Here is a 23,119-nt window from a genome sequence, read left to right on the forward strand (position 1 = left end):
AGTCATGATGAAAATCGATATTGGCATCAAAGAAAACGATCGCGAGAAAATTGCTCAGGGTCTGTCGCACCTGCTGGCGGACACCTACACGCTTTATCTGAAAACCCACAATTTTCATTGGAACGTGAAGGGCCCCATGTTCCAGACACTGCATATGATGTTTGAAACCCATTACATGGAGCTGGCACAGGCGGTGGATGATATCGCTGAGCGTATCCGGACTCTCGGCTTCCCCGCGCCCGGCACGTACAAGCAGTTTGTCGAACTGAGCAGCATCAAGGAAGAAGAGGGTGTACCGGATGCGCTGGACATGGTTCGCCTGTTGGTCGAGGGTCATGAATCATGCGTACGCACTGCACGGGAGTCTTTCCCTATCTGCGACGAAACCCACGATGAGCCAACGGCTGACTTGCTGACCCAGCGGATGCAGGTGCATGAGAAAACCGCATGGATGCTGCGCAGCCTTCTCGAGAAATAATGTCTGCCGCTGCATTGAATTAACGTCGGCGGGTGGACAGCCACCCGCCGATGCTCAAGTTACAGCACTGCTCTACCCTTCTTGACTTTCTCTTTACCCCACAAGTTCACGCTTTGAGCCCTTGACAGTTTCAGGTTACAGTGCGCGCCCCGGCAAAAGTCTCTATGCGCCGGCCACAGGCACTTCCCCATTACCAATGTCATAGCATCCAAGGTGAAATTCTTGAATACGTTACGTTATCTGCACCTCATCATCGGCCTCGCCGCGTTAATTACAGGCCTGGTCAACACACTACCTTTCTTCGCTCAAAGCGGCCTGATCAATCTCAATGGAATTCTTCTGTTGTTTACCGGCCTACTCAATCTTCAACAGTTCACCGCACGCCACCGTGTGGACACCGCAATCAGGTTCGGCGTCGCCATCGTTGTTTCGATCGGTTTGCTGGTCGCAGCACTGATCCCTCTGATCTCAACTTGGGTTCCCGCGCTCGAAACACTGGTCATTTATGCAATTGGTATGGCCATCGGCGTCGTTTGCCTGGCAACAGTGATGACTCTGGCAAACGAGATACAGCAGCTTTCGTTCAGCCTGCCCGGCAGACAGTCGGATCGCGAAGCGGGTACGGTAAAGTGGTTCAACATCAATAAGGGCTTTGGCTTTATTTCACGCGACCAGGGCGATGATGTGTTTGTGCATTTTCGCGCCATCCGTGGCGAAGGCCACCGGGCATTGGAAGAAGGCCAGAGGGTCGAGTTTGTGGTTGCCCGCCGCGAGAAAGGCCTGCAAGCCGAAGATGTGGTCATTCTGTAAACCAGACTGATTACCGGCGCCCTCAGAGGGCGCCACCTTCCGTCACAACAATGCAGGATCAGTAATGTGGCGGCGGCTGATCCTCATCGTTGGCTGGTAAAGAGCTGGCGAGATCAGCCTGCCTCCTGGCCAACACCTCCACTGCTCGACGCAACTTCTCCAACTCCATCTGCTGCGCGGCCAACGTTTCGCTCAGCGACTGTATGGTGTCATCCTGAAATACCAGGCGTATTTCCAGGTCTGCAACTCTGTCTTCCAGATCGCTCATCACACTTGCTCCGCAAATTTGAAACCAGATGGCAGCATCTGCTTGATTTGTGTCAAGCGCACTTCCAGATCCTCACCCGCAAAAGGCTTCACCGGCAAACGCCCCCACACAGGTGCAGGCCAGGCCGCATCAGTGCGATAGCGAACCACGTGGTGAACGTGCAACTGACTGACGACATTACCCAAGGCGGCAATGTTCATCTTGTCCGCGGAAAACGTGCTGCACAGCAACCTGCTCAACAACGCAGACTCGGCGGATAGACGCTGCTGATCCTTATAATCAAGCTGAAATATCTCGGTCACATCGCAAACCCGAGGCACCAGTATGCACCAGGGATACTGAGAATCGTTCATCATCAGCAGCCGACTCAAGGGAAAATCCCCGATATGAACGCAATCAGCTGCCAGCTGTGAATGTAGCTTGAACATGTGGCTCCTGTTGGCCTGAAGGCAAGATGGGGATGGGAATCGCTGCCCGATTCGATCCCGCCCGTCTCAGCGTGAGACATTTGTGAAACGAATCACATAAAACTGTGATAATTGGATTACAATAGCGCGGTTAAAAGACCCCAGCCGAGGTATGATACTCGGATAAATTGTAGGTCAAAGCTACAAGAGCATGTTTTTTAAGCCTAATGTTTCGCTATTCATCTTTTGATGCTTTAATCTGCTGGGATAACAATAAAAGATGATTGGTTGCGGGTGCCGTGACCATGGCTTGTTTTTAATCTGAAGGAGCAAATAATGAAAAATGTTATCAAGTGGAGTTCCATTGCACTGGCCGTTGCCGCCGCAAATGGACTTATCGTGTCACAAGCTACCGCAGCTGTTGAAAACAACGAAGGCTTCATCGAGAGCTCTTCGGCTACCCTCAGCAACCGCACCATGAACTTCAACCGCGACTTCCGCAGCCCTGGTGTAGGCCAGAGCAAGCGTGACGAAACCGCTACCGGCTTCGTACTGAACTTCGAATCCGGCTACTCCCGCGGCCCGATCGGCCTGGGTTTTGACACCATCGCGATGATGGGCATCAAGCTGGACAGCACCAGCGACGACGCAGGCACTGGCCTGCTGCCAAGCAGTCAGGGCAACACCGGCCCGGGCAACTATGCTGAAATCCGTGGCGCGGTCAAAGCCCACATCGTAGAAGACACCGTTCTGCGTTATGGCGTACACCTGCCGTCCAACCCGGTTATCGCCTATGACGACGCTCGTCTGCTGCCGAACCACTACAACGGTTACAGCATCACCAACGAGTCTATCGACGGCCTGTTCGTAGAAGCTGGTCGCATGAACGATCGTGGCGATATGAGCAGCTCCTCCGAGACTGATGGCGCTTTCATCCTTGACGAGAAAGTCACGTATCTCGGCGGCACCTACACGTTCTCTGACGACCTGAGCACCACCCTCTACACTTCTGATGCTGAAAATCTGTGGAAGCGTCACTTCCTGGGCGCCACCTACAACATGGCGCTGGGTAACGACCTGTCTCTGGTCACCGACCTGGCTCACTACCAGACTTCGGACGAAAGCGGCCCAGCTGACAACTTCGACAACGATGCTACCTCTCTGGCTCTGACTCTGGGTGCCGGTAACCACGCATTCGGCGTTGCCTATCAGCAGATGGGTGGCGATGCTGGCTTCGCTTACTATGATGGCGCAATCTTCCTGGCCAACTCGGTACAGTACCTTGACTTCAACGCCAAGGACGAGCGCTCCTACCAGGCCCGTTACGACTATGACTTCGCTGGCCTGGGCATGCCCGGTCTGACGTTCATGACTCGCTACATCACCAGTGACAACATCGATGCGGCTCCTGCCGTGCGTGACAGCCGCTGGGAGCGTGACACCAACATCAGCTACACCGTTCAGAACGGCGCGCTGGAAGGTGTTAACGTGTTGTGGCGTAACGCTACCATCCGTCAGGACGACACTCTTGACGGCGGCGACGTCGACGAGAACCGCCTGATCGTTTCCTACACCTGGGATCTGCTCTAAGCAAACCCGCGGTAAGAAACAGAAAACCCGGCTTCGGCCGGGTTTTTTTATGCCCGATCGAAAAATCCCAGGTCCGGTGCGGGCTATACGCCAACTGGTCACAACCGTACAATATGGTCACTGCTCAAATCGCCTCAGGATCTACTGCCCCATGCGCACCAGCCAATATCTGATCTCAACGCTCAAGGAAACACCCGCTGACGCCACCGTCATCAGCCACCAACTGATGTTACGTGCGGGAATGATCCGCAAGATCGCATCGGGTCTCTACACCTGGCTGCCGATGGGCCTGCGGGTTCTGCGTAAGGTCGAAAACATCGTTCGCGAGGAAATGAACAACGCAGGCGCCCTGGAAATCCTGATGCCCGCCATTCAGCCTGCAGAACTCTGGCAGGAATCCGGGCGCTGGGAGCAATACGGCCCCGAACTGTTGCGCCTGAAAGACCGTCATGATCGCGAGTTCTGTGTGGGTCCCACCCACGAAGAGGTCATAACTGATCTCGCTCGCACTGAAATCAGCAGCTACAAGCAGCTACCGCTGAACATGTACCAGATCCAGACCAAGTTCCGTGACGAGATACGCCCACGCTTCGGTCTGATGCGTGCCCGCGAATTTGTCATGAAGGATGCCTACTCCTTCCACCTGGATCAAAGCTCGCTGGAACAGACCTACCAGGGTATGTACCAGGCCTATTGCAACGTTTTTACACGACTCGGACTCAATTTCCGCCCGGTGGTCGCTGATAACGGGTCCATAGGTGGAGAAGGCTCCCACGAGTTCCACGTGCTCGCTGACTCCGGAGAGGATGCAATTGTATTCTCGGATACCGGCACCTACGCAGCCAACATGGAAAAGGCGACTGCCTTGCCACCGCAGGGCGAGCGACCGACCGCCAATGCCGAAAAAACCCTGGTGGAGACCCCCGGCAAGTTCACCATCGAGGCCGTTTGCGATTTCCTCGGGCTACCCGCTACCCAGACCGTAAAAACCCTGGTCGTTCTGGGCGAAGCCGGAGAAAGCAAGCAGCATCCCATGGTCGCGCTGGTTCTGCGCGGCGATCATGAGTTGAACGAAATCAAGGCGGAAAGGCATCCGGCCATTCACGCACCTCTTACCTTCGCCAGTGAAGCGCAGATCCTGCAAGCCATCGGCTGCCGACCCGGTTCGATCGGGCCGGTAGGCCTGACGGTCAAGGTCATAGCCGATTACGAAGCTGCGCACCTTGCGGATTTCGTATGCGGTGCAAATCAGGATGGCAGCCATTTCACGGGGGTTAACTGGGAGCGTGATGCAAAGTATGACGAGATAGCCGATCTGCGTAACGTCGTTGAAGGCGATGCGAGTCCGGACGGCCAGGGAACACTAGTTATCAAACGAGGCATCGAGGTAGGTCATATTTTCCAGCTGGGCCGCAAATACAGCGAAGCAATGAACTGCACCGTGCTCAATGAGCAGGGAAAAGCCAGCACCCTGAGCATGGGTTGTTATGGCATCGGTGTTTCACGGGTTGTGGCTGCTGCAATCGAGCAGAATCATGATCAGCGCGGCATTATCTGGCCCGACGCCCTTGCTCCCTTCCAGGTAGCCCTGGTGCCGCTGAAAATGGAAAGCTCCGAACAGGTCAAGGCCGAAACCGAGCGGCTGTATAGCGCGCTACAGAGCGCTGGAATCGATGTGCTTCTCGACGATCGGGACAAAAAAGTCAGCCCTGGCGTCAAATTTGCCGATATGGATCTGATTGGCATTCCGCACCGGGTCGTCATTGGCGACCGCGGCCTGGACGAAGGCCAGGTCGAGTACAAATATCGCCGGGAAAGCGAGGCTCGTAACATCAAGGTCGAGGATATTCTCGCGTTTCTGGTGCAAAGCACCGCAAAGGCCTGAGAAGAGAAAAGCTATGCACATCATTTCGCCACGGCTATGGACACTACCGCTTTCCAGGGAACGTTTGAAGCCTGGTTTCAAAGCAATCGCAACGCTCGCCAGCGTACTGCTGACGGGCTGTGCAGCGCAGGCACCGCAGACGGAGTATGCGCGCGATCGAGTGGATCGTGACCTGGTCAGCCATACTGTGCAGATCGACATAGGCGATTCAGCCGTTATGGCGCTGCCGCAGCGCAAGGTGCGTGTCACCGAGCAGTTATTTTATCAGGTTGATTACTTCGACCGTCACGGCAACTTACTGGACACAAGAGAGGAATATCAAAGTCTGCCCTGGGCCGAAAAACCCATCGTGGTCATTGCTGGCAACTTCCAGACAACCCTGTACACAGACAAGGACGGGCATCTGCAGCTGAACCTGCTGAACGATGGATTTCTGGATCTTGATTACCAGAACCTCAGAGTCATTCAGCTCAGCGCCCAGGCAGATCAGGCCGTGCGTGGCGAGGTAAACCTGCTGGTGGGTCGTGATTTGCGCAGCAAATTGCATGAAGCTGTGGCGCTGATATATGACAACCTGGAAGAAGATGACGTGGATCAGTGGGCTTACAGGGTCAAGCGCCTGGCTGAATTGGGTCTGGACGTTGAATCCAATCAACTGGAAAACATGCTCATTCTCCTGACCACCGGCGATCCGATGCTGCAGGGTGAATTCATCCAGGCACTGGAAATTAACAGCCGACCCTGATATGGCAATACGCACAGGGATAGTGGCGTTGGTTTTGGCAGGCTGGCTTGGACTGGCAGGGCCCGTGCAAGCTCAGGACCCTGAAGTGGTTGATCAACAGCTAAAGGCACTGCTGGCAGAAACGGTGGCGCGCTCAAGCAGCTTTGATGATCGTTTCGATGCGGAGGTCTGGCTGGTCGACATGTCGGCGCGCATGGCACCCTACCTGCCGGATGAACAGGAGAGGCTCGAGTTCCTGCGTCTGGTACATCAGGCCTCCAGCAGCGCAGGTCTGAAGCCTGACCTGGTACTGGCCCTCATTCACGCTGAGAGCCTCTTCGACCGGTATGCCTTGTCGGTAGCGGGGGCCCAAGGAGTGATGCAGGTCATGCCCTTCTGGAAGCATGAACTGGGGCGGCCCGAAGACAACCTGATCGATCTGGCGACCAACCTGCGCTACGGGTGCACCATCCTCAAATATTATCTGGACAAGGAGAAAGGTAACCTGCGACGCGGACTTGCTCGCTACAACGGTAGCCTGGGGAGCCAGAAATACCCGGATCGGGTTATCGATTACTGGTACAGCTACTGGTACGTCAACGAGTGAAAGCCAAGGCTCACAGCTGTACGAAGCCGGCGATGTCCTGCCAGATGCAGGCATCAAGGTCGACCGAATCGACTCGCGCAGCACAAGGCCCCTCACGCAGCCATTGCGCCAATGCCTCGACATTACGCTGCTCACCGCACAACATCACCTCAACCGAGCCGTCGTCCCGGTTCCTGACCCAGCCATCCACGCCCAAATGGTTGGCTTGCTGGACCGTGGCATGCCTGAAGCCCACACCCTGAACCTTGCCTCGTACAAACCCCTGAACACTTAGCCTAGTCATTTTCTACTCCACCTGTAGGTAACAGGGCCATCAGCTCCTGCTCGGTCTGCGGTCCCTGGAGCGTATGTGAAAGGGTACCCTGAGGATTGATGACATAAGTGGTCGGCAGAACCTGCGGCAAGGCCAGTCCGTAAGCCTCGGCAAAATCATGGCCTACAACGGAAAAACCGATATCCATTTCTTCACTGAGCGCACGCAGCTCTTCCCCCTGATAAGCGTCAAAGTGAATACCCAGAACCACAACCTGGTCAGAAGCCCGCGACAGTGAATTCAATTCCGGCAGCTCCTCCCGACAGGGTGCACACCATTCGGCCCAATAGTTGACCACCACCCATCGACCTTCGAGGTCTGCTGCGCGCACCGATGCGCCCCTGTGATCGATCCACTGGGGTTGAGTGCAGGCTACCAGGGCCAGCAGAGACGTCAAAATAACCCACGCCTTGATTTGATGCTTCATGCTGTTACCTCATCAGGCGCGCGAGCGCTCAATTCATCCGGCGCCATCTCGGCAACCAGCCAGCTCTTGACGCTACCCCCCAGAGTCTCCCTGCGCTGATCCTCAAGACGCCCCAAAGAATCAAGTAATGCCGGGTACCAGGGTGCATTCGAGTGCAGACGGGATGGGAGCTCGACTGTGCTGGGAACTGGCCAGGGCATACGGGCAAACAGCTCCGCGAGCTCCATCTGGTCCAGATCCCGGCTGAGAACATATCCACCATGCTGGGCCCGGGCAATTATTCGTTCGGATTCCAGCCATTCTGTCTGCTCCAGCCATAGCTCCTCGTGCATGACCCAGCCCGCATTGTTGACTCTACCCAAGTCGACCACATCGCCACGCTTGTGCGCCTGCAGGAACACCTGCAGCAGCCCCAGCATGCTCAGCAAGCCCGGAAGCATCGGGCGCTGCCAGGCATTGCTGTTTCCCAGATTGGCTACCAGTTCGGCGCCAAACAGAATGATCAGCCAACTGACGTAAATCCACAGCAGAAAAAGGGGAAAAGCAGCAAAGGCGCCGTAGATCAATTGATACCCGGGGAACAGCGCCACGTACAATGCGAAAGATGCTTTAGCCCCTTCAAACAGCAGCGCTACGAGAACACCTCCTGCCAGGCCATGACGCAGGGGCACCCGCGTATTGGGTACAGCCACGTATACCAGCGTAAATGCAGCGATACTCAAGATCAGCGGCAGCCAACCCAGCATCAAACGGGTAAGGGTGTCGATAGCCGCGCCCGTATCAAAGAAATTGAGTGACGTCAGGTAGGTGCTCACCACAAAGCCGGCCCCTAACAGCAGAGGGCCCAGGCTGAGTACCGCCCAATACAGCAGAAAACTGGATACGCCACGCCTGGCCTGCCGGATGCGCCAGATCGCATTGAATGCGCGTTCGATATTCAGCAGCATCAGTAGTGCCGTAATCAGCAGCAGCGCTACACCCACACCGGTGAGCTGGCGGGCCTGATCGGAAAACTGACTCAGGTACTCGCGCAAGGTGTCACCAGTAGAAGGCACAAAGTTGCTGAAGATGAAATCCTCTACCTGACTGCCCACCTGATCAAAGGCTGGAATAGCCGCCAGCATCGCGTAGCTGACCGTCATCACGGGCACAACGGCAAATAAGGTGGTGTAGGTCAACGCTGCTGCGTTCTTGACACAGTTGTCCTCGCTGAAGCGTCTAAACAGGTAACGGCAAAAATGCAGTAACAGGTTGAGTCTTGGCGACATCCAGATACCCTGACAGCCAGAAGAGTTAGCGCTTAGAATAAACCCCATACCCGGCATAAGCCACCGGCCCCGCTCACAGGAACGGAGACTCCCATGTCCGTAGCACGTATTTACCACAACCCTCGCTGCTCGAAATCCCGCCAGACGCTGGCACTGCTTGAAGAGCAGGGAGAAGCACCAGAAATAATCGATTACATCAAGACACCTCTGGACAACGCGTCAATCAGCGAACTACTGACCATGCTGGATATGGGCGCACGCGATCTGATGCGCAAGAACGAAGACACCTACAAGGAGCTGAACCTGAGCAATCCCGAACTCAGTGAAGCACAGCTGGTCCAGGCGCTGGCTGATTACCCGAGGCTAATCGAGCGCCCGATAGTGGTACGCAACGGCAAGGCCGTACTTGCACGCCCTCCGGAAAAGGTATTGGAGCTGTTTGCATGAGCCACAACGCGCCCTACGTTCTGGTCCTGTTTTACAGCCGCCACGGTGCCACCGCAAAAATGGCCCGCCTGATCGCCGAGGGAGTGGAAAAGACTGGCCTGGAGGCCCGCGTGCGGACCGTCCCGGAAGTATCAGCCGAGACGAAGGCCACCAGCCCCGCCGTACCTGCATCGGGTGCGGTGTACTGCACGGAAGACGATCTGCGCGATTGCTCTGCGTTGATCCTCGGCAGTCCTACCCGATTCGGGAACATGGCTGCCCCGCTCAAGTACTTCATCGATGGCACCAGCAGCCTTTGGCTGGCTGGCAGCCTGACCGACAAGCCGGCAGCCGTGTTCACCTCGACGGCCAGCCTGCATGGTGGCCAGGAGAGCACCTTGTTGTCCATGCAGTTACCGCTGCTGCACCACGGAATGTTTTTGGTAGGCTTGCCCTACACCAATACGGAACTCACGGAAACCCGGGGCGGCGGTACGCCCTATGGTGCAAGCCATCACGCAGGCACCGACGGATCTCGTCCACTCGACGCCCATGAATCAGCATTATGCCGAGCCCTTGGTCAACGCGTTGCCTCCCTGACCCACAAGTTGCATGCCGGAGCTACCCATGTCCAAAGCTGAAAAACCCTTGCCGCCTCTGGAATATCTCGAGCCGCGCATGCGCCTGACCAGAATACTCTCGCTGATCGGCTATCTGGCGGTGATTGTCACTTTGCTTGTTTATAATGCGATGTTTGCGGATCTGCATGGCGCCAACCCGCTGGTCATAATCGGCACTCTGCTGGTACCCCTGTTGATTTTCATGCCGGGCATCGTCATGGGCAATGTGCGAGCACATGCCTGGCTGTGCTTTGCCATCAACCTGTACTTTATCTACGGAGTGCTAGTCTGTTTTCAGCCCGGACGACTGATCTACGGTTCATTACTGGTCGGCTTCAGCCTGCTGTATTTCATTCCAGCGATGGGCTACGTGCGGTGGGGCTTTCAGGCCAAGCGAGTGAGAGAGGCCGGCTGAGCAACTACCAGTCCATGATGCGCTTGACGAAGGGAATGGTCAGACGATGCTTGGCCTGCAGGGACGCCTGGTCAAGCTTCTCAAGGGCAGCAAAGAGCTCACCCATACCTCGGGCGCCCCGGCTCAACATATACCGCGCCACCTCGTCCGATAGCTGCAGACCCCGGCCCTCTGCCCGCAGTTTCAACACCTCCTGCTTACCCAGATCATCCAGGGCCTGCATTTGCAGGACCAGACCCCATCCGAGACGCGAAGTCAGGTCGGGGAGATCAAGCGCCATGCTCCGGGGTGGTGAATCGGCGGCCAACAACAAATGTCCGCCTCGCTCGCGCAGCCGGTTGTAGAGATGGAACAATGCTTCCTGCCAATGTGCATGACCTACCACTGCGTCCAACTCATCCAGGCACAACAGGTCCACCTCTTCCATCCCTTCAAAAAGAACCGGTCCATGCTCGATCATGTCCGCCAGGGGGAGGTACATCGCCAACCCGCCTGCCTCGGCCATGTGATGACAAGCGGCCTGGAGCAAGTGGGAGCGCCCACTACCGCAAGCGCCCCAGAGGTATAAAACGTCATCGGCCGGATTGCTTTGTGGATCGGCCAGCGCACGCACCGCCTTGACCACCAGCTCATTGGGCCCGGCGTAAAAATTGCTGAAGGTGGCTTCGTCGCTGAGCTTGACGCTCAACGACAGTTGTATGGGATTTCCAGTCGACATCAGGGAATGGGAGCCTCGGATTCCGCGACAGCTTGCCCATCTCCGGTAGTCAGAATGTCTTCCTCAGGATCGCGATAGGCGCTTGAATCCTTGTACCGACCCAGCATGTACCGCACCAGAACCATGAGTACCGCTGCAATCGGCAATGCCAGCAATACACCCACAAAGCCGAACAGCTGCCCGCCAGCCAATACGGCAAAGATAACAGCCACCGGATGCAGACCAATGCGGTCGCCGACCAGCAGCGGCACCAGCAGAGTGCTTTCAATCACCTGCCCGAGACTGAACACGGCGACGACGGCAACCAGGTGGAACACATCCCCAAACTGGAAAATGGCTGCAATCAGGGCGGCGCCTACTCCGACAACAAAACCCAGGTAGGGCACGATACTCGCCAGACCCGCAACCATGCCGATCAATAACGCAAGCTCCAGCCCGATGAGCCACAACCCCAGGGAGTAGATAACGCCCAGGCAAAGCATGACCAGTAATTGCCCCCTGATGAAGGAGCTCAGTACTTCATCACAGTCACGCACGAGGCTCACCGCAAGCCCCTCATGCTGTCTGGGTAACAGGCCGCGGATACGCTGCATGATTTCCTTCCAGTCGCGCATCAGGTAAAAAGCCACAACCGGGATCATGGCCAAATTGACCAGCCAGGTCAGCAAAGCCATGGTCGAACGGGTAGCCTGCTGCAGAATAATCCCCACTATCCCGCCGGTCTTACCCAGATTCTCACGAATCGTGTCGGTGACAGTCTCAAGGCGGAAACTGCTGACATCGACGTTCAGACGCGACTCGAACCAGGGCAACGCAGTCTGGTTAAACCAGACCACCATGGCCGGAATACTGTCGCGCAAGATACCAATTTCATTGATAAGCAGAGGAATGAGGATCAGCAACAATACGGCGAAGATACCCGTAACCGCCGCGAAAACCACAACTACACCAGCCATGCGTGGTACCCCGCGGGCTTCAAGGCGGACCACAGCAGGGTCGCCCAGGTAGGCGAGCAGGATACCAATCAGAAACGGCGGCAAGATGGGCTGCAGCAAATAAATCATCAGCATCAGCACCGCAAATCCAGCGGCCCAGTACCAACGGGTATCAGTGATCATTTCCAGTTCCTTGAAAAGAGGGGGTAACGCTCGACACCTTTAGCGCCAGCGAAAAAACATCCTGTTAGGTGTCGGTTCAGTTTCCTGCAACTCGGGCTCAGGTTCCGCCAAGGCGGCACCCTCTGAACTTTCCGGCATTCTAGACTCACCTCCAACGGGGCCTGATTGGTCATCAGCACCTTCATCGGCAACCTGATCAGCCTGGGGCTCGAGAAGGGGTTCGGGCACGGGGAGCACTTCAAGCTCCGGGGTGGGCATGCGGCGCAGACGCTGATCCAGAGCCAGCAAACGCTCCAGCTGCGCCTCAGTGCCCGGAAATTCGAGACCAAAACGTACCTCGTCGCCCCTGATACTCAGAACACTGGGCATCTGTCTACTACCCAACTGCTGAAAGGTTCGTTGCAAGGCGGCAAACTTGTCCAGGCTATCAATTCCTTCAACAATTACTTCCCAAGTCGACACCTCAGCGGCGCTGGATGGAGCAACGGCATACTGTCCGAATACCCTATCCGCCACCAGGAGCATCAGTTGATCAGCCGCTGCAGCCTTCGAATCGGCGGAGATGCGCCCGCTCTCGGACTGCTCGTTCAACCACCAGTGCCACGCCAATACCGGTCCTTGAGCCCCCTCATCGATGGACAACGCCAGCACGGCCTTGGCATCATATCGCTCGCTGGCCTGCCTCAACGTTTCCCCTTCTCCTTTCTGGATGCTCTGGACATCTACCAGCGCCCTGTCCTGAAGGTCGGCAAGGGGTAGACTCAGGGCTACTGCGCGGTTCTGCGCCGCCTCGTCTAGCACTGCGGCCCAGTTACTGCCCTGACCAAGCATTTCGATTCCGAGACCAGATTCCTCTACCGCCCAAAGCATAACCGTCGGCCGATTGGGCCCCAATACCGGAAGACCTGCTTCGGTGAACAAGTCACGCAAGGAAGCCGGTTCGAACTCCACCCGCACACCACCCTCTTCGATGCCGGCAATTCGCCGCATGAGATTTCGTGGATCCTGCATGGCAGCCAACACCGCCTCGTGATCAACCGCTCCACTGCCGGCCTGCCGCGCGACCATAATCTCGAAGGCTTCACGCAAGGCCATGCTGCGATCCTGCTCCTCTCTAGGCGGTATTTCGACCCGATAAAAGCCCTCGAGTACCGCTGCATGCACCAATGTTATTGGTGTGAGCACCAGAACCAAAAGCAGCAAAACCAGATTTCTACGCAACTGATACATGAGAGATTCCCGCGGACCTGACAGCATGAATAATGCGCATACATTAAACGCGCGTCGCCATGCCGGCAACCAAGGGCACCAACTGGGTATCGGTATCGCTCGGCGAGCATGGTTCTCGGCTCCTCATGTTGCTAAACTAGCGACCTAAAGTGTAACGGTTCCAAACAAGGCCGTTGCTATCCCCCTTTCCAGTCGTCGAGATCTCAGCATGAGCAGCCAGACCCCCCCAAAGCCTTCCATCAGCTACAAGGACGCTGGCGTCGACATCGATGCCGGCAACGCGCTGATTGACCGGATCAAGCACGTCGCCAAGCGCACCAGCCGACCGGAAGTCATGGGCGGTCTCGGGGGCTTCGGCGCATTGTGTGAAATACCGGAGGGATACCGGCAGCCGGTTCTTGTCTCGGGCACCGATGGCGTCGGCACCAAACTGCGTCTGGCAATGGATCTGGGCAAACATGACAGCATCGGCATCGACCTGGTGGCCATGTGTGTAAACGATCTGGTGGTCTGCGGCGCCGAGCCCCTGTTCTTTCTCGATTACTACGCCACCGGCAAGCTGAATATTGATATTGCCGCCGAGGTAGTCAGCGGCATTGGTGCCGGCTGCGAACTGGCGGGCTGTGCTCTGGTTGGGGGTGAAACGGCAGAGATGCCTGGCATGTACGAGGGTGAAGACTACGATCTGGCCGGCTTCTGCGTCGGCGTGGTCGAAAAATCGGAGATCATTGATGGCAGCCGAGTTCAGGCCGGCGACGTTCTGCTGGCCCTGCCCTCTTCAGGCCCCCACTCCAACGGTTACTCCCTGGTACGCAAAATCATCGAAGTATCCGGCGCAGACATCAACCAGATTCAGCTGGACGGGAAAAACCTGAACGAGCTGCTGATGGCTCCGACACGCATTTACGTCAAAGCGTTGTTGCAGCTTATAAAGGAGACAGGTGCGGTCAAGGCCATGGCTCACATTACCGGCGGCGGTTTGCTGGAAAATATTCCACGGGTGCTTCCGTCCAACGCCGGCGCGCGCATCGATCTCGATAGCTGGTTGCGCCCAGCGGTGTTCAACTGGCTGCAGGAACAGGGCAATGTTGAGGAAAACGAAATGCACCGAGTCCTCAACTGCGGCGTCGGCATGGTTATCTGTGTAGGCCATGAAGACGCAGAGCGTGCCCTGCAGTTACTGAAAGACGCAGGCGAAGAGCCCTGGATCATCGGCAGCGTCGAACAGCTAGCAGACGGTGCGGAACCGGTCACTCTGCACCGCGGGGGTCGCTGACACAGTGACCTGCCGTATTCTGGTACTCATTTCAGGCTCAGGAACCAATCTGCAGGCACTTATTGACGGCCTGAGGGTAAACCCGGACGAAGGCCAGATCGTGGCGGTGATATCCAATCGTCCCGATGCCCTGGGCCTTGAACGGGCACGCAAAGCCAATATCCCTGCCGTTGTAGTAGACCACAGGGCTTATGCTGATCGTGAAACCTATGACCAGGTGCTAATCGAGCAGATTGATCAGTTCGAGCCCGATCTGATTTTACTCGCCGGCTTCATGCGGATCCTGACTGAAAAGTTTGTTTCGCGCTATCGTGGTTTTTTATTGAACATTCATCCATCTCTGTTGCCAAAGCACAAAGGTTTACACACGCATCAGCGAGTACTTGATGCCAAAGAAGACGAACATGGCAGCACGGTGCACTTTGTCACCCAGGAGCTCGATGGCGGCCCTCTGATCGTTCAGGCCAGAATATCCGTATTACCTGACGACACACCTGCGTCGCTTGCCACTCGGGTGCAACAGCAAGAACATCTCCTCTATCCCCTGGCGATGCGCTGGTTCATTGAGGGGCGCCTGCGACTGGTCAATGACCAGGCTTGCCTGGATGGATCAGCTATTGCACCTGAGGGCCTGAGTCTTGAAGATTTCAATAACGACCTGCGAGAAGATCCCTATGCCTCATAGCACGTCGCAACACCGCTTCCTGCAACAGACCATGCGCTGGCTGGTGGTTGCCGGATTGAGTTTTGGCTCGGCTACACTCTCAGCCGCAGAGCTTGCACCATTTACTGCCAGTTACGCCGCAGACATGAAAAAAATCCCCGTTAACGGCGAAGCCATTCACACCCTCGAGCAGAATGCCGACGGAACCTGGAACCTCAGCTTCAGCGCCGGCATGTTCGTTGCCAGGCTTTCTGAAAACAGCACCCTCCGACTCGAAGAAGATCGGGTAGTGCCCCTCAGCTATCACTACGAGCGCAAAGGGCTGGGTCGCAGCCGCGAGACAAGTCAGGTGTTTGACTGGGAAAACCAGCTGGTAAAAGGCGAACACAAGGGAGAAACCTTCACCCTGGCCACTGAACCCGGGTTACTCGATAAAACCACCTATCAACTGGCTCTGCAGCGAGATCTGATGGCTGGTCGTACGGAGATGATCTATCGCGTTGTGGATGGCGACGAGATCGACGAGTATGAGTTCAGGGTGGTTGGCGACGATCGTGTCACCACGCGGGCCGGCCAGTTTGATGCGGTTGAGGTCGAGCGGATACGTGACGCCGATTCCAAGCGCCAGACTACCCTGTGGTTCGCCAAGGATTGGAATTACCTGCTGGTGCGATTGAGCCAAGTCGAGACCGACGGTCAGCATTATCGCATCATGCTCAAGGAGGCTACGCTCGACGGCAAGCCGGTAGTGGGTACCCCTGTAGCCGAATAGCAGCAGGCTAATAGAAGCACTTAAGAACCCACAAAAAAACCGCGGAACCGAAAGGCCACCGCGGTTTTTTGTGGGCAGCTGTAACTTACTGCTGGGTAAAGCGCTCACCCGCTTCGGCGCGGCGAACCAACCCATCAGCAGGCTTCCAGAATTCGCCCTGGCTGGCTTCAAGAGCACGAATCTGCTTGAGCACTTCATCCAGCCCCAGGTTATCAGCATAGCTCATCGGGCCACCACGCTCGGCAGGAAAGCCGTAGCCGTACAGATAAACACGATCGATATCCTCGGCTGACTCAGCATAACCTTCGTCCAGAATACGGGCACCCTCGTTAACCAGGGCGAGGATGCAGCGCTGGACGATCTCTTCAGCACCTACGTCCCGCTGGGTGTAACCGGCTTCGTCCGCTACTTCGCGGGCCAGCATGTCAGTCTCGGGATCGTGGATAGCCTGGCGACTGCCTTTCTCGTACTGGTAGAAGCCGTGGCCGCTCTTCTGGCCGAAGCGCTCCATTTCACACAGCTTGTTGTCCAGCCATACGATTGGCTCACCACGACCGATGCCTGCCAGCTGGCGTGAGCGCCAGCCCAGATCAATGCCGACCACGTCGTACATGCGGTAAGGGCCCATGGCCATGCCAAAGCCCTGCAGCGCCTGGTCTACTTCCCATGGCGTGGAGCCTTCCAGCACCACTTCGCGGGACTGGCGGGAGTACTTTTCCAGCATCCGGTTGCCGATAAATCCGTGGCAGTTGCCAGCCAGGACGGCCTGCTTGCCAATTTTCTTGCCAATCTCGAGGCAGGCGTCCATGACATCCTGGGCAGTCGCCTTACCGCGGACGACTTCCAGCAGCTTCATGATGTGCGCTGGACTGAAGAAGTGCAGACCCAGCACCTGTGCCGGCCGCTTGGTGGCCGAAGCAATCTCGTCGATATCCAGGTAGGAGGTATTTGTCGCCAGGATTGCAGAGGCTTTCACTTCCTTGTCCAGTTCGGCAAAGATCTTTTTCTTCAGATCCATGTTCTCGTACACAGCTTCAACCACCAGATCCATATCCTGCAGATCGGCGTATTGCTGGGTAGTGGTAATCCGACCAAGACGCGCCTGAGCTTCGGCGTCATCAAAACGCTCCTGGGCCACAGAGCGCTTGTACACGCTGGCGATGTCTTCCAGACCTTTCGCCAGCATCTCACCATTAACGTCGAGCCAGGTGACAGGGTAGCCTGCATTGACGAAGTTCATCACGATACCGCGGCCCATGGTGCCGGCACCTATTACACCTACATTCCTGATTTCTTCAAAAGAAGCCATCGCAGCATACCTCCTGGTCGAGTTGGGAATTACGAGCGCGGTCAGAAGGAAACGATGACCGCAGAGTCTGTAAAACAAGGACCGATACATTACGCAAAAATACGCCGGATTTGAAACAAATAAGCTCGATTGGCGCCATTCACAGTGTGAATAAATTCAGTGCAGGCCTCGACCAGAGAGCCTCTGAAGGTTTCACTGATAGCATGTGCTCAAAGGCTGCAGAGGTATTGTGGCTATATTTCGAGCCCTTTTATCGACCAGAATTACAGCGGAGTAATCACCATGGTTGCCCACACCCAATTGCTGGAGCAGGTAAGAGCATGCACCCTGTGCCAGGCCTGCTTACCACTTGGCCCACGGCCGGTGCTGCAACACGATCCACGGGCAAAGATCCTGATCGTTGGTCAGGCCCCCGGGCGTAAGGTGCACGAAAGTGGCATTCCCTTCGACGACGCAAGCGGTGCCCGCCTGCGCGCATGGCTGGGGATGACCCCGGAGATGTTTTACGACCCAGCCCAGGTAGCAATTGTGCCCATGGGCCTGTGTTACCCAGGCAAAGGCAAGTCAGGGGATATGCCGCCGCGGCCGGAATGCGCGCCGGCCTGGAGAGAACAGCTGCTATCCCATTTGCCCTTGGTGGAGTTGACGTTGGTCATCGGGCAGTACGCACACGCCTATCATTTTGCTGACAAACAGCCGCTCACCGAGCGCGTTGCTGACTGGAGAAGCTACTGGCCGGAACGTGTGCCGCTGCCCCACCCCAGTCCGCGAAATAATATCTGGCTAAAGCGCAACCCCTGGTTCGAGCTCGAAGTCATTCCAGCACTAAAACAACGCGTTGCCGCCCTCACACCACATCGGGCGGCATAACCTCCCACTCAGGCTCCTCGAACTCGCCTATCACTGTGATTTCACAGTTTCTCGCGTGCCTCTCGAGGATGGATCGCACCAGCTCGTCGCGGTTGTCATCCTTGGCGTCGCGTGCTGCCTTGGACTCCCAGCTGGCAATCGCCAGCAGCACGTCCGGTTCACCGATCTTGCGATGCAGCCGGGTGCCCAATGCCCCCGGCGTTTGCTGAATCACTTCACTGGCCTGGATCCAGGCATCGGCGTATTCATCCACCGTGTAGCCGGGCTTCATCCGCACTTCAAAAATGAACTTCATCACAGCCTCTCCCGTTCACAGAAACCCTTCATGGCAGATCGGTAACAGCTCCGATCGAGGCGCTGGTAACCGTGCGCGCATATTTGGCCAGCAAACCACGTTTATAGCGCGGCTCCGGCGCTTTCCAGTTGAGCCTGCGCTTTTCCAGCTCCACACCACTGACATGCAGGTCGATTGTATTAGCGTCAGCATCGATGGTTATCTGATCGCCATCCAACACCAGCGCAATCGGACCGCCATCAGCCGCTTCCGGGGCAACATGCCCAACAACGAAGCCGTGACTGCCACCAGAAAAGCGGCCATCGGTAATCAATGCCACATCACTGCCCAGGCCGCGGCCCATGATGGCCGAGGTGGGTGACAGCATTTCTCGCATGCCGGGGCCACCCTTGGGGCCCTCGTAGCGAATGACCACCACATCGCCGGCAACCACCGTGCCACCAAGAATACTGGCTTGCGCCTCTTCCTCCGAGTGGAAAACCCGAGCTCGACCTCTGAAACGGGTGCCTTCCTTGCCGGTTATCTTGGCAACAGCGCCGTCCGGCGCGAGATTGCCGTACAGAATACGCAGATGGCTGTCGCGCTTGATCGGGTTCTCCAGCCCGCGAATGATGTCCTGGTCCGCCGGATAAGGCGCTACGTTAACCAGATTTTCAGCCAGACTGGCTCCGGTTACGGTCATGCACTCGCCGTGTAACAAACCGGCATCAAGCAGCATCTTCATCAGGGGCTGAATGCCGCCTATGGCAACCAGTTCAGACATCATGTAACGGCCGCTGGGCCTGAGGTCCGCCAGCACGGGAACCCTTTGGCCAATCCGCGCAAAATCCTCAAGGGCCAGCTCGACATCCACCGTGCTGGCCATTGCCAGCAGATGCAGCACCGCATTGGTCGAGCCGCCAAGGGCAATCACCACGGTAATCGCATTCTCGAATGCCTTTCGGGTCATGATGTCGCGGGGTTTGAGATCTTTTTCGAGCAGGTTGAGCACCGCCGACCCTGCCGCCCGGCAGTCCTCAAGCTTGCTATCTGAAGTGGCATTTTGCGCCGAGCTGCCGGGCAGGCTCATGCCCATCGCCTCAATAGCCGAAGCCATGGTATTGGCTGTGTACATGCCTCCGCAGGATCCGGGGCCGGGAATCGCCGTCTCTTCGATCTGCTTGAGCTCAATCAGATCCATATCACCCTTGGCGCAGGCGCCTACTGCCTCGAACACCGAGATAATATCGGTGTGACCCGCGCCGGGCAGAATGGTGCCGCCGTAGACAAAAACCGAGGGTCGGTTCAATCGAGCCATGCCCATCACGCAGCCGGGCATGTTCTTGTCACACCCGCCAATAGTGACCAGTCCGTCAAAGCCCTGGCAACCGGCTACAGCCTCGATCGAGTCGGCGATCACCTCACGGGAAACCAGCGAGTACTTCATGCCCTCGGTGCCGTTGGCTATACCGTCGGATATGGTGATGGTGTTGAAGATGACGCTCTTGCCACCCGCCGCATCGACACCCTGCCCGGCCACTTCGGCCAGATGGTTGATATGCATGTTACAGGGCGTGACCATGCTCCAGGTTGAGGCGATTCCCACCTGCGGTTTGACAAAATCCTCACTTTCGAAACCGACTGCCCGCAACATGGCCCGGCCCGGAGCCTTGCCCGCCCCGTCGACCACTTGTGCAGAATGTCGGCGCCTTGTGTCTTCGGCCATGCTGTTCTCCTTCCTGGGCATTCGATGGATGTATTCTCCTGCCAGCCTAGCACTCTTGAGTGCGCCAGGTTTCAGACCCAGCGGAAAATCAGCAAGCATTGGAAACGATTGCCCATCTACCGCGTCCAACCCCGGGAGCTATATGATGTGCCTTGAATATCTGAAGCCAACGAAACTGATCAGAGGTGGAAATGAACACGCGCAGTCTGTTGGACCAACTGCTCCATGCCGGGAAGGATATGCTGCAGAATCAGGGCAACGGCGGTAATCAGCCACAAAGCCGGGCTGGCGGCAGTTCACCGCTGGGTGGATTACTGGGCAGCGTCGGGGGAGGCGCACTGGGCGGCGGCGCAATGAGCCTGCTGATGGGCAGCAAGAAGGCCCGCAAAATGGGCGGCAAGGTGGCCATGTATGGCGGTCTGGCTGCACTGGGTGTTGTCGCCTACAAGGCCTACAGCAATTGGCAAACCCATAACCAGATCCAGGGAGGCGCCAGCCCGGGTCAACCCCAGACGATTGATCGCGTTCCGCCCGCCCAGATTGAACAGCACAGCCAGGCGATTTTGCGCGCCGTCATCGGCGCCGCCAAGGCCGATGGTCATATCGACGATCGTGAACGCGTATTGATCGATGGCGAAGTCGAAAGGATCACTGACGACTCCGAACTCAAGCGGTGGTTCGACCAGGAACTGGCCAAGCCCCTCGATCCTGCCGATGTTGCTCGCTCGGCTGCCACGCCGGAGATCGCCGCGGAGATGTATCTTGCCAGCCTGGTCATGGTCGACGACCAGAATTACATGGAACGCGCCTACCTGGATGAGCTAGCGCGGCAACTGAAGCTCGACCCTGCCCTGAAAACCGAACTTGAGACCCAGGCAGCAAGCAATCTGGGGTGAGCCCCTTGTGAATTAAACAGCAAGCAACGGCAACTGGAGCGTGACCAGCATCCCATCGGGGCCGTTGCTGAATCGCAACTGGCCGCCAAAGCGTTGCACTATCGCATCCACTATTGCCAAACCCAGGCCGCTGCCGCCCCCGGTGTCCTGCCGCCAGAAGCGCCGAGTCAGCAACATCACGCTGTCGTCGGCCAATGCCGGGCCATGATCACGCACCTTGAAATGCACCCAGTTGCCCTGGCTGCTGACCTCGAGCTCCACCCGTGTGCCTTTGACGGTGTGGCGCAGGGCGTTATCCAGCAGGTTACGCAGCGCTACCGTAGCCAGCGCGGGGGGCATGTTCAAAGGTCGATCCGATAACGTGGCCGCAGCGCGTAGCTCCACACCTTCTGCAGCGCCAGCAGTGTCCTGCATTGCCAAACGGGCGACCTGCAGCGCTGTGGCCTGCGCGCCTTCGTCGAAGGATTGCCGACCCTCTACCCGCGCCAGCAAGAGCAACTGTTCCAGTGTGCCCTGCAGACGATCAGCGCCTTTCTCAGCCTGGGCCAGAGCATTGGCGGACTCGGCGCCCGATGTCATCCCCGCTACCTGCAGGTGCACCTTGATCGCCGTCAGGGGGCTGCGCAACTCGTGGGCCGCATCGCCGGTGAAACGGCGCTCGCGCTCAATGGCATGGGCAATCCGTTCGAAAAGCTGGTTCTGACTGTCCTGCAGCGGTCTGAGTTCGCTTGGCAGAGAGGCCAACTGCAAAGGCTGCAGGGACTGCGCATCGCGCTCAAGCAAGGCATCAGCCATGCGCCGTAGCGGTTCCAGCCCCTTGCGCACGCCAAACCAGAGCAATAACAGCGTACCCAGCAACGCTACCCCTACCGGCAATGCCGCTGCCAGCAATACCGCCGATTGCAGTTCTCTGCGCTCATCCAACCGGTCTGCCGTGGTAATGCGCATGCCATCCTGCTCTACCGTGTAGCTACGCCATCTCACCCCATCTATCTGCTGGTCTCGGAAACCAGTCTGCTGCGCATCGAGGGGCTCCGCCAACTCGGGGTGACTACGCGCGATAACTTCGCCGCGCAATGAGCTGACTTGACAGGTGAGGCCATCGGGGATGCCCAATCGCTGGGCAGTAATGGGATTGCCCGTATCCGGTTGAGAGGATTGCGGCAGCTGTACCAGCAAACCAGCCACCATCTGCGCCGAGGCGGCAAGCCGCTGATCCAGCGACCGCATCATCTCTGCCCGCAGGTCGTACAGCATCCAGGCGGCAGCCACGGACCACAGGATGATGAAAGTGGACCCCAGAATCAGCGTCAGACGCAGGCGCAGGCTCATTGTCGCGAACCGGATAATGGGGGATCGACAGGCGCCGCCGCACCGAGGCGATACCCCAGCCCGCGCACGGTCTCGACTATGTCATTACCCAGCTTGCGGCGCAGATGGTGGATATGCACGTTGAGCGCGTTACTTTCAAGCTCGTCGCTCATGCCGTAGATGCTGTCTTTCAGTTGCCCTGCGGTCAGCACTCGGCCCTTGTTCAGCAGCAGGGTACTGAGCAAGGCACGTTCGCGCCGCGACAGTTCCACTGGCGTGTCGTTCACCCAGGCCAGCGCAGCATCCGGGTCATACACCAGCACACCATGCCTGATCAGATTCGAACTGCGGCCGCTGGCTCGGCGCAGCATTGCGTGCAACCGGGCACTCAGCTCACGCAGATCGAATGGCTTGACCAGATAATCGTCGGCGCCCGCCTGCAAACCGGCAACCCGATCGCTGACGGCATCACGGGCGGTCAACACCAGCACCGGGATGGTCACTTCCCGGGCGCGCAGCCGGCGCAATAACAACAACCCATCCTCGTCGGGCAGCCCCAGATCCAGAATCATCACATCGAAGGCGATTGTTCCGAGCATGGCCTCGGCATGTGCCGCGGTGCCCACCGGGTCCACCGTCATGCCTTGCGCAGCCAGACCGGCGGCAATGCCGCTGGCAATCAGGGGGTCGTCTTCGACAAGGAGAATATGCATGGAT

The 23,119-nt window shown here is 57.3% G+C and carries 27 protein-coding genes; 14 read left to right on the top strand and 13 right to left on the bottom strand.

What is annotated here, in order from left to right:
• The first annotated feature begins 7 nt into the window (after positions 1–7).
• Both FZF01_RS08045 and FZF01_RS19735 read left to right on the top strand, forming a co-directional pair.
• Positions 8–478 carry a Dps family protein gene (locus tag FZF01_RS08045; protein ID WP_150277634.1) on the top strand — a complete coding sequence of 157 codons (471 nt, stop codon included), beginning with the start codon at positions 8–10 and terminating at the stop codon, positions 476–478.
• Between the two features lie 222 nt (positions 479–700).
• Entirely contained in the window at positions 701–1,288 is a 588-nt protein-coding gene (locus tag FZF01_RS19735; protein WP_308420783.1) for a cold-shock protein, read from the top strand.
• Positions 1,289–1,346: 58 nt separating this feature from the next.
• Here FZF01_RS19735 and FZF01_RS08055 read toward each other — a convergent pair whose 3' ends face one another.
• On the bottom strand, positions 1,347–1,556 hold the full coding sequence (locus FZF01_RS08055; RefSeq protein WP_150277635.1) for a SlyX family protein: 210 nt from the start codon (positions 1,554–1,556) through the stop codon (positions 1,347–1,349).
• Positions 1,556–1,984, bottom strand: a complete 429-nt coding sequence (locus FZF01_RS08060; RefSeq protein ID WP_150277636.1) for an HIT domain-containing protein — start codon at positions 1,982–1,984, stop codon at positions 1,556–1,558. Before FZF01_RS08060 ends, FZF01_RS08055 begins: the two co-directional genes overlap by 1 nt.
• A gap of 315 nt (positions 1,985–2,299) precedes the next feature.
• Here FZF01_RS08060 and FZF01_RS08065 point away from each other — a divergent pair, with 315 nt between their 5' ends.
• The 4 genes from FZF01_RS08065 (at position 2,300) to FZF01_RS08080 (ending at position 6,769) form a co-directional block, all read left to right on the top strand.
• Positions 2,300–3,553 carry an OprD family outer membrane porin gene (locus FZF01_RS08065; protein ID WP_150277637.1) on the top strand — a complete coding sequence of 418 codons (1,254 nt, stop codon included), beginning with the start codon at positions 2,300–2,302 and terminating at the stop codon, positions 3,551–3,553.
• A 151-nt stretch (positions 3,554–3,704) separates the two neighbouring features.
• Entirely contained in the window at positions 3,705–5,438 is a 1,734-nt protein-coding gene (locus FZF01_RS08070) for a proline--tRNA ligase (RefSeq protein WP_150277638.1), read from the top strand.
• A 13-nt stretch (positions 5,439–5,451) separates the two neighbouring features.
• Positions 5,452–6,183 carry a hypothetical protein gene (locus tag FZF01_RS08075; protein WP_223825442.1) on the top strand — a complete coding sequence of 244 codons (732 nt, stop codon included), beginning with the start codon at positions 5,452–5,454 and terminating at the stop codon, positions 6,181–6,183.
• A gap of 1 nt (position 6,184) precedes the next feature.
• The gene (locus FZF01_RS08080) at positions 6,185–6,769 is read left to right on the top strand and encodes a lytic transglycosylase domain-containing protein (protein WP_150277639.1); all 585 of its coding nucleotides are present in this window, start codon (positions 6,185–6,187) and stop codon (positions 6,767–6,769) included.
• Positions 6,770–6,779: 10 nt separating this feature from the next.
• On the opposite strand, the gene FZF01_RS08085 is transcribed toward FZF01_RS08080, so the two are convergent.
• From FZF01_RS08085 to FZF01_RS08095, 3 genes are read right to left on the bottom strand one after another with little or no spacing between them, the layout of a single operon-like run.
• Entirely contained in the window at positions 6,780–7,052 is a 273-nt protein-coding gene (locus FZF01_RS08085; protein ID WP_150277640.1) for an acylphosphatase, read from the bottom strand.
• A complete protein-coding gene (locus FZF01_RS08090) occupies positions 7,045–7,509 on the bottom strand; it encodes a TlpA family protein disulfide reductase (protein WP_150277641.1) in 465 nt (154 codons plus the stop codon). Before FZF01_RS08090 ends, FZF01_RS08085 begins: the two co-directional genes overlap by 8 nt.
• Positions 7,506–8,777, bottom strand: a complete 1,272-nt coding sequence (locus FZF01_RS08095; protein ID WP_150277642.1) for a virulence factor BrkB family protein — start codon at positions 8,775–8,777, stop codon at positions 7,506–7,508. The genes FZF01_RS08090 and FZF01_RS08095 overlap by 4 nt, the downstream gene beginning before the upstream one ends.
• Before the next feature lie 93 nt (positions 8,778–8,870).
• Here FZF01_RS08095 and arsC point away from each other — a divergent pair, with 93 nt between their 5' ends.
• From arsC to FZF01_RS08110, 3 genes are read left to right on the top strand one after another with little or no spacing between them, the layout of a single operon-like run.
• Positions 8,871–9,224, top strand: a complete 354-nt coding sequence (gene arsC / locus FZF01_RS08100; RefSeq protein ID WP_150277643.1) for an arsenate reductase (glutaredoxin) — start codon at positions 8,871–8,873, stop codon at positions 9,222–9,224.
• Complete coding sequence (gene wrbA, locus FZF01_RS08105; RefSeq protein WP_150277644.1) at positions 9,221–9,844, top strand: NAD(P)H:quinone oxidoreductase; 624 nt, start codon at positions 9,221–9,223, stop codon at positions 9,842–9,844. Before arsC ends, wrbA begins: the two co-directional genes overlap by 4 nt.
• On the top strand, positions 9,831–10,238 hold the full coding sequence (locus FZF01_RS08110) for a DUF2069 domain-containing protein (RefSeq protein WP_150277645.1): 408 nt from the start codon (positions 9,831–9,833) through the stop codon (positions 10,236–10,238). The genes wrbA and FZF01_RS08110 overlap by 14 nt, the downstream gene beginning before the upstream one ends.
• Positions 10,239–10,242: 4 nt before the next feature.
• Here FZF01_RS08110 and hda read toward each other — a convergent pair whose 3' ends face one another.
• From hda to FZF01_RS08125, 3 genes are read right to left on the bottom strand one after another with little or no spacing between them, the layout of a single operon-like run.
• A complete protein-coding gene (gene hda, locus FZF01_RS08115) occupies positions 10,243–10,956 on the bottom strand; it encodes a DnaA regulatory inactivator Hda (protein ID WP_150277646.1) in 714 nt (237 codons plus the stop codon).
• A complete protein-coding gene (locus FZF01_RS08120; RefSeq protein WP_150277647.1) occupies positions 10,956–12,074 on the bottom strand; it encodes an AI-2E family transporter in 1,119 nt (372 codons plus the stop codon). Before FZF01_RS08120 ends, hda begins: the two co-directional genes overlap by 1 nt.
• Before the next feature lie 39 nt (positions 12,075–12,113).
• Positions 12,114–13,304, bottom strand: coding sequence for a DUF2066 domain-containing protein (locus FZF01_RS08125; RefSeq protein ID WP_188434279.1), 1,191 nt, complete (start codon positions 13,302–13,304; stop codon positions 12,114–12,116).
• Between the two features lie 208 nt (positions 13,305–13,512).
• Between FZF01_RS08125 and purM the strand changes: the two genes are divergently transcribed.
• The 3 genes from purM to FZF01_RS08140 are packed head-to-tail and all read left to right on the top strand — an operon-like array spanning position 13,513 to position 16,016.
• Entirely contained in the window at positions 13,513–14,580 is a 1,068-nt protein-coding gene (purM, locus tag FZF01_RS08130; RefSeq protein WP_150277649.1) for a phosphoribosylformylglycinamidine cyclo-ligase, read from the top strand.
• A gap of 4 nt (positions 14,581–14,584) precedes the next feature.
• Complete coding sequence (purN, locus tag FZF01_RS08135; protein ID WP_150277650.1) at positions 14,585–15,265, top strand: phosphoribosylglycinamide formyltransferase; 681 nt, start codon at positions 14,585–14,587, stop codon at positions 15,263–15,265.
• A 31-nt stretch (positions 15,266–15,296) separates the two neighbouring features.
• On the top strand, positions 15,297–16,016 hold the full coding sequence (locus tag FZF01_RS08140; protein ID WP_150277885.1) for a DUF3108 domain-containing protein: 720 nt from the start codon (positions 15,297–15,299) through the stop codon (positions 16,014–16,016).
• 85 nt (positions 16,017–16,101) lie between these two features.
• Here the strand turns inward: FZF01_RS08140 and FZF01_RS08145 are convergent, their stop codons facing one another.
• Positions 16,102–17,325: a 3-hydroxyacyl-CoA dehydrogenase gene (locus tag FZF01_RS08145; RefSeq protein ID WP_150277651.1), complete on the bottom strand. Its 1,224-nt coding sequence runs from the start codon at positions 17,323–17,325 to the stop codon at positions 16,102–16,104.
• 282 nt (positions 17,326–17,607) lie between these two features.
• Between FZF01_RS08145 and FZF01_RS08150 the strand changes: the two genes are divergently transcribed.
• Positions 17,608–18,195: a uracil-DNA glycosylase family protein gene (locus tag FZF01_RS08150; RefSeq protein WP_150277652.1), complete on the top strand. Its 588-nt coding sequence runs from the start codon at positions 17,608–17,610 to the stop codon at positions 18,193–18,195.
• On the opposite strand, the gene FZF01_RS08155 is transcribed toward FZF01_RS08150, so the two are convergent.
• Both FZF01_RS08155 and ilvD read right to left on the bottom strand, forming a co-directional pair.
• Entirely contained in the window at positions 18,173–18,490 is a 318-nt protein-coding gene (locus FZF01_RS08155) for an antibiotic biosynthesis monooxygenase family protein (protein WP_150277653.1), read from the bottom strand. The two genes, FZF01_RS08150 and FZF01_RS08155, sit on opposite strands and share 23 nt — an antisense overlap.
• Before the next feature lie 28 nt (positions 18,491–18,518).
• The gene (ilvD, locus tag FZF01_RS08160; RefSeq protein WP_188434278.1) at positions 18,519–20,195 is read right to left on the bottom strand and encodes a dihydroxy-acid dehydratase; all 1,677 of its coding nucleotides are present in this window, start codon (positions 20,193–20,195) and stop codon (positions 18,519–18,521) included.
• A gap of 191 nt (positions 20,196–20,386) precedes the next feature.
• Here ilvD and FZF01_RS08165 point away from each other — a divergent pair, with 191 nt between their 5' ends.
• Entirely contained in the window at positions 20,387–21,091 is a 705-nt protein-coding gene (locus FZF01_RS08165; RefSeq protein WP_150277655.1) for a tellurite resistance TerB family protein, read from the top strand.
• 12 nt (positions 21,092–21,103) lie between these two features.
• Here FZF01_RS08165 and FZF01_RS08170 read toward each other — a convergent pair whose 3' ends face one another.
• Positions 21,104–22,423, bottom strand: coding sequence for an ATP-binding protein (locus FZF01_RS08170; protein ID WP_150277656.1), 1,320 nt, complete (start codon positions 22,421–22,423; stop codon positions 21,104–21,106).
• Positions 22,420–23,115 carry a response regulator gene (locus FZF01_RS08175; protein WP_150277657.1) on the bottom strand — a complete coding sequence of 232 codons (696 nt, stop codon included), beginning with the start codon at positions 23,113–23,115 and terminating at the stop codon, positions 22,420–22,422. Before FZF01_RS08175 ends, FZF01_RS08170 begins: the two co-directional genes overlap by 4 nt.
• Between the last annotated feature and the right edge of the window lie 4 nt (positions 23,116–23,119).

It is taken from the genome of Halopseudomonas salina (assembly GCF_008641105.1).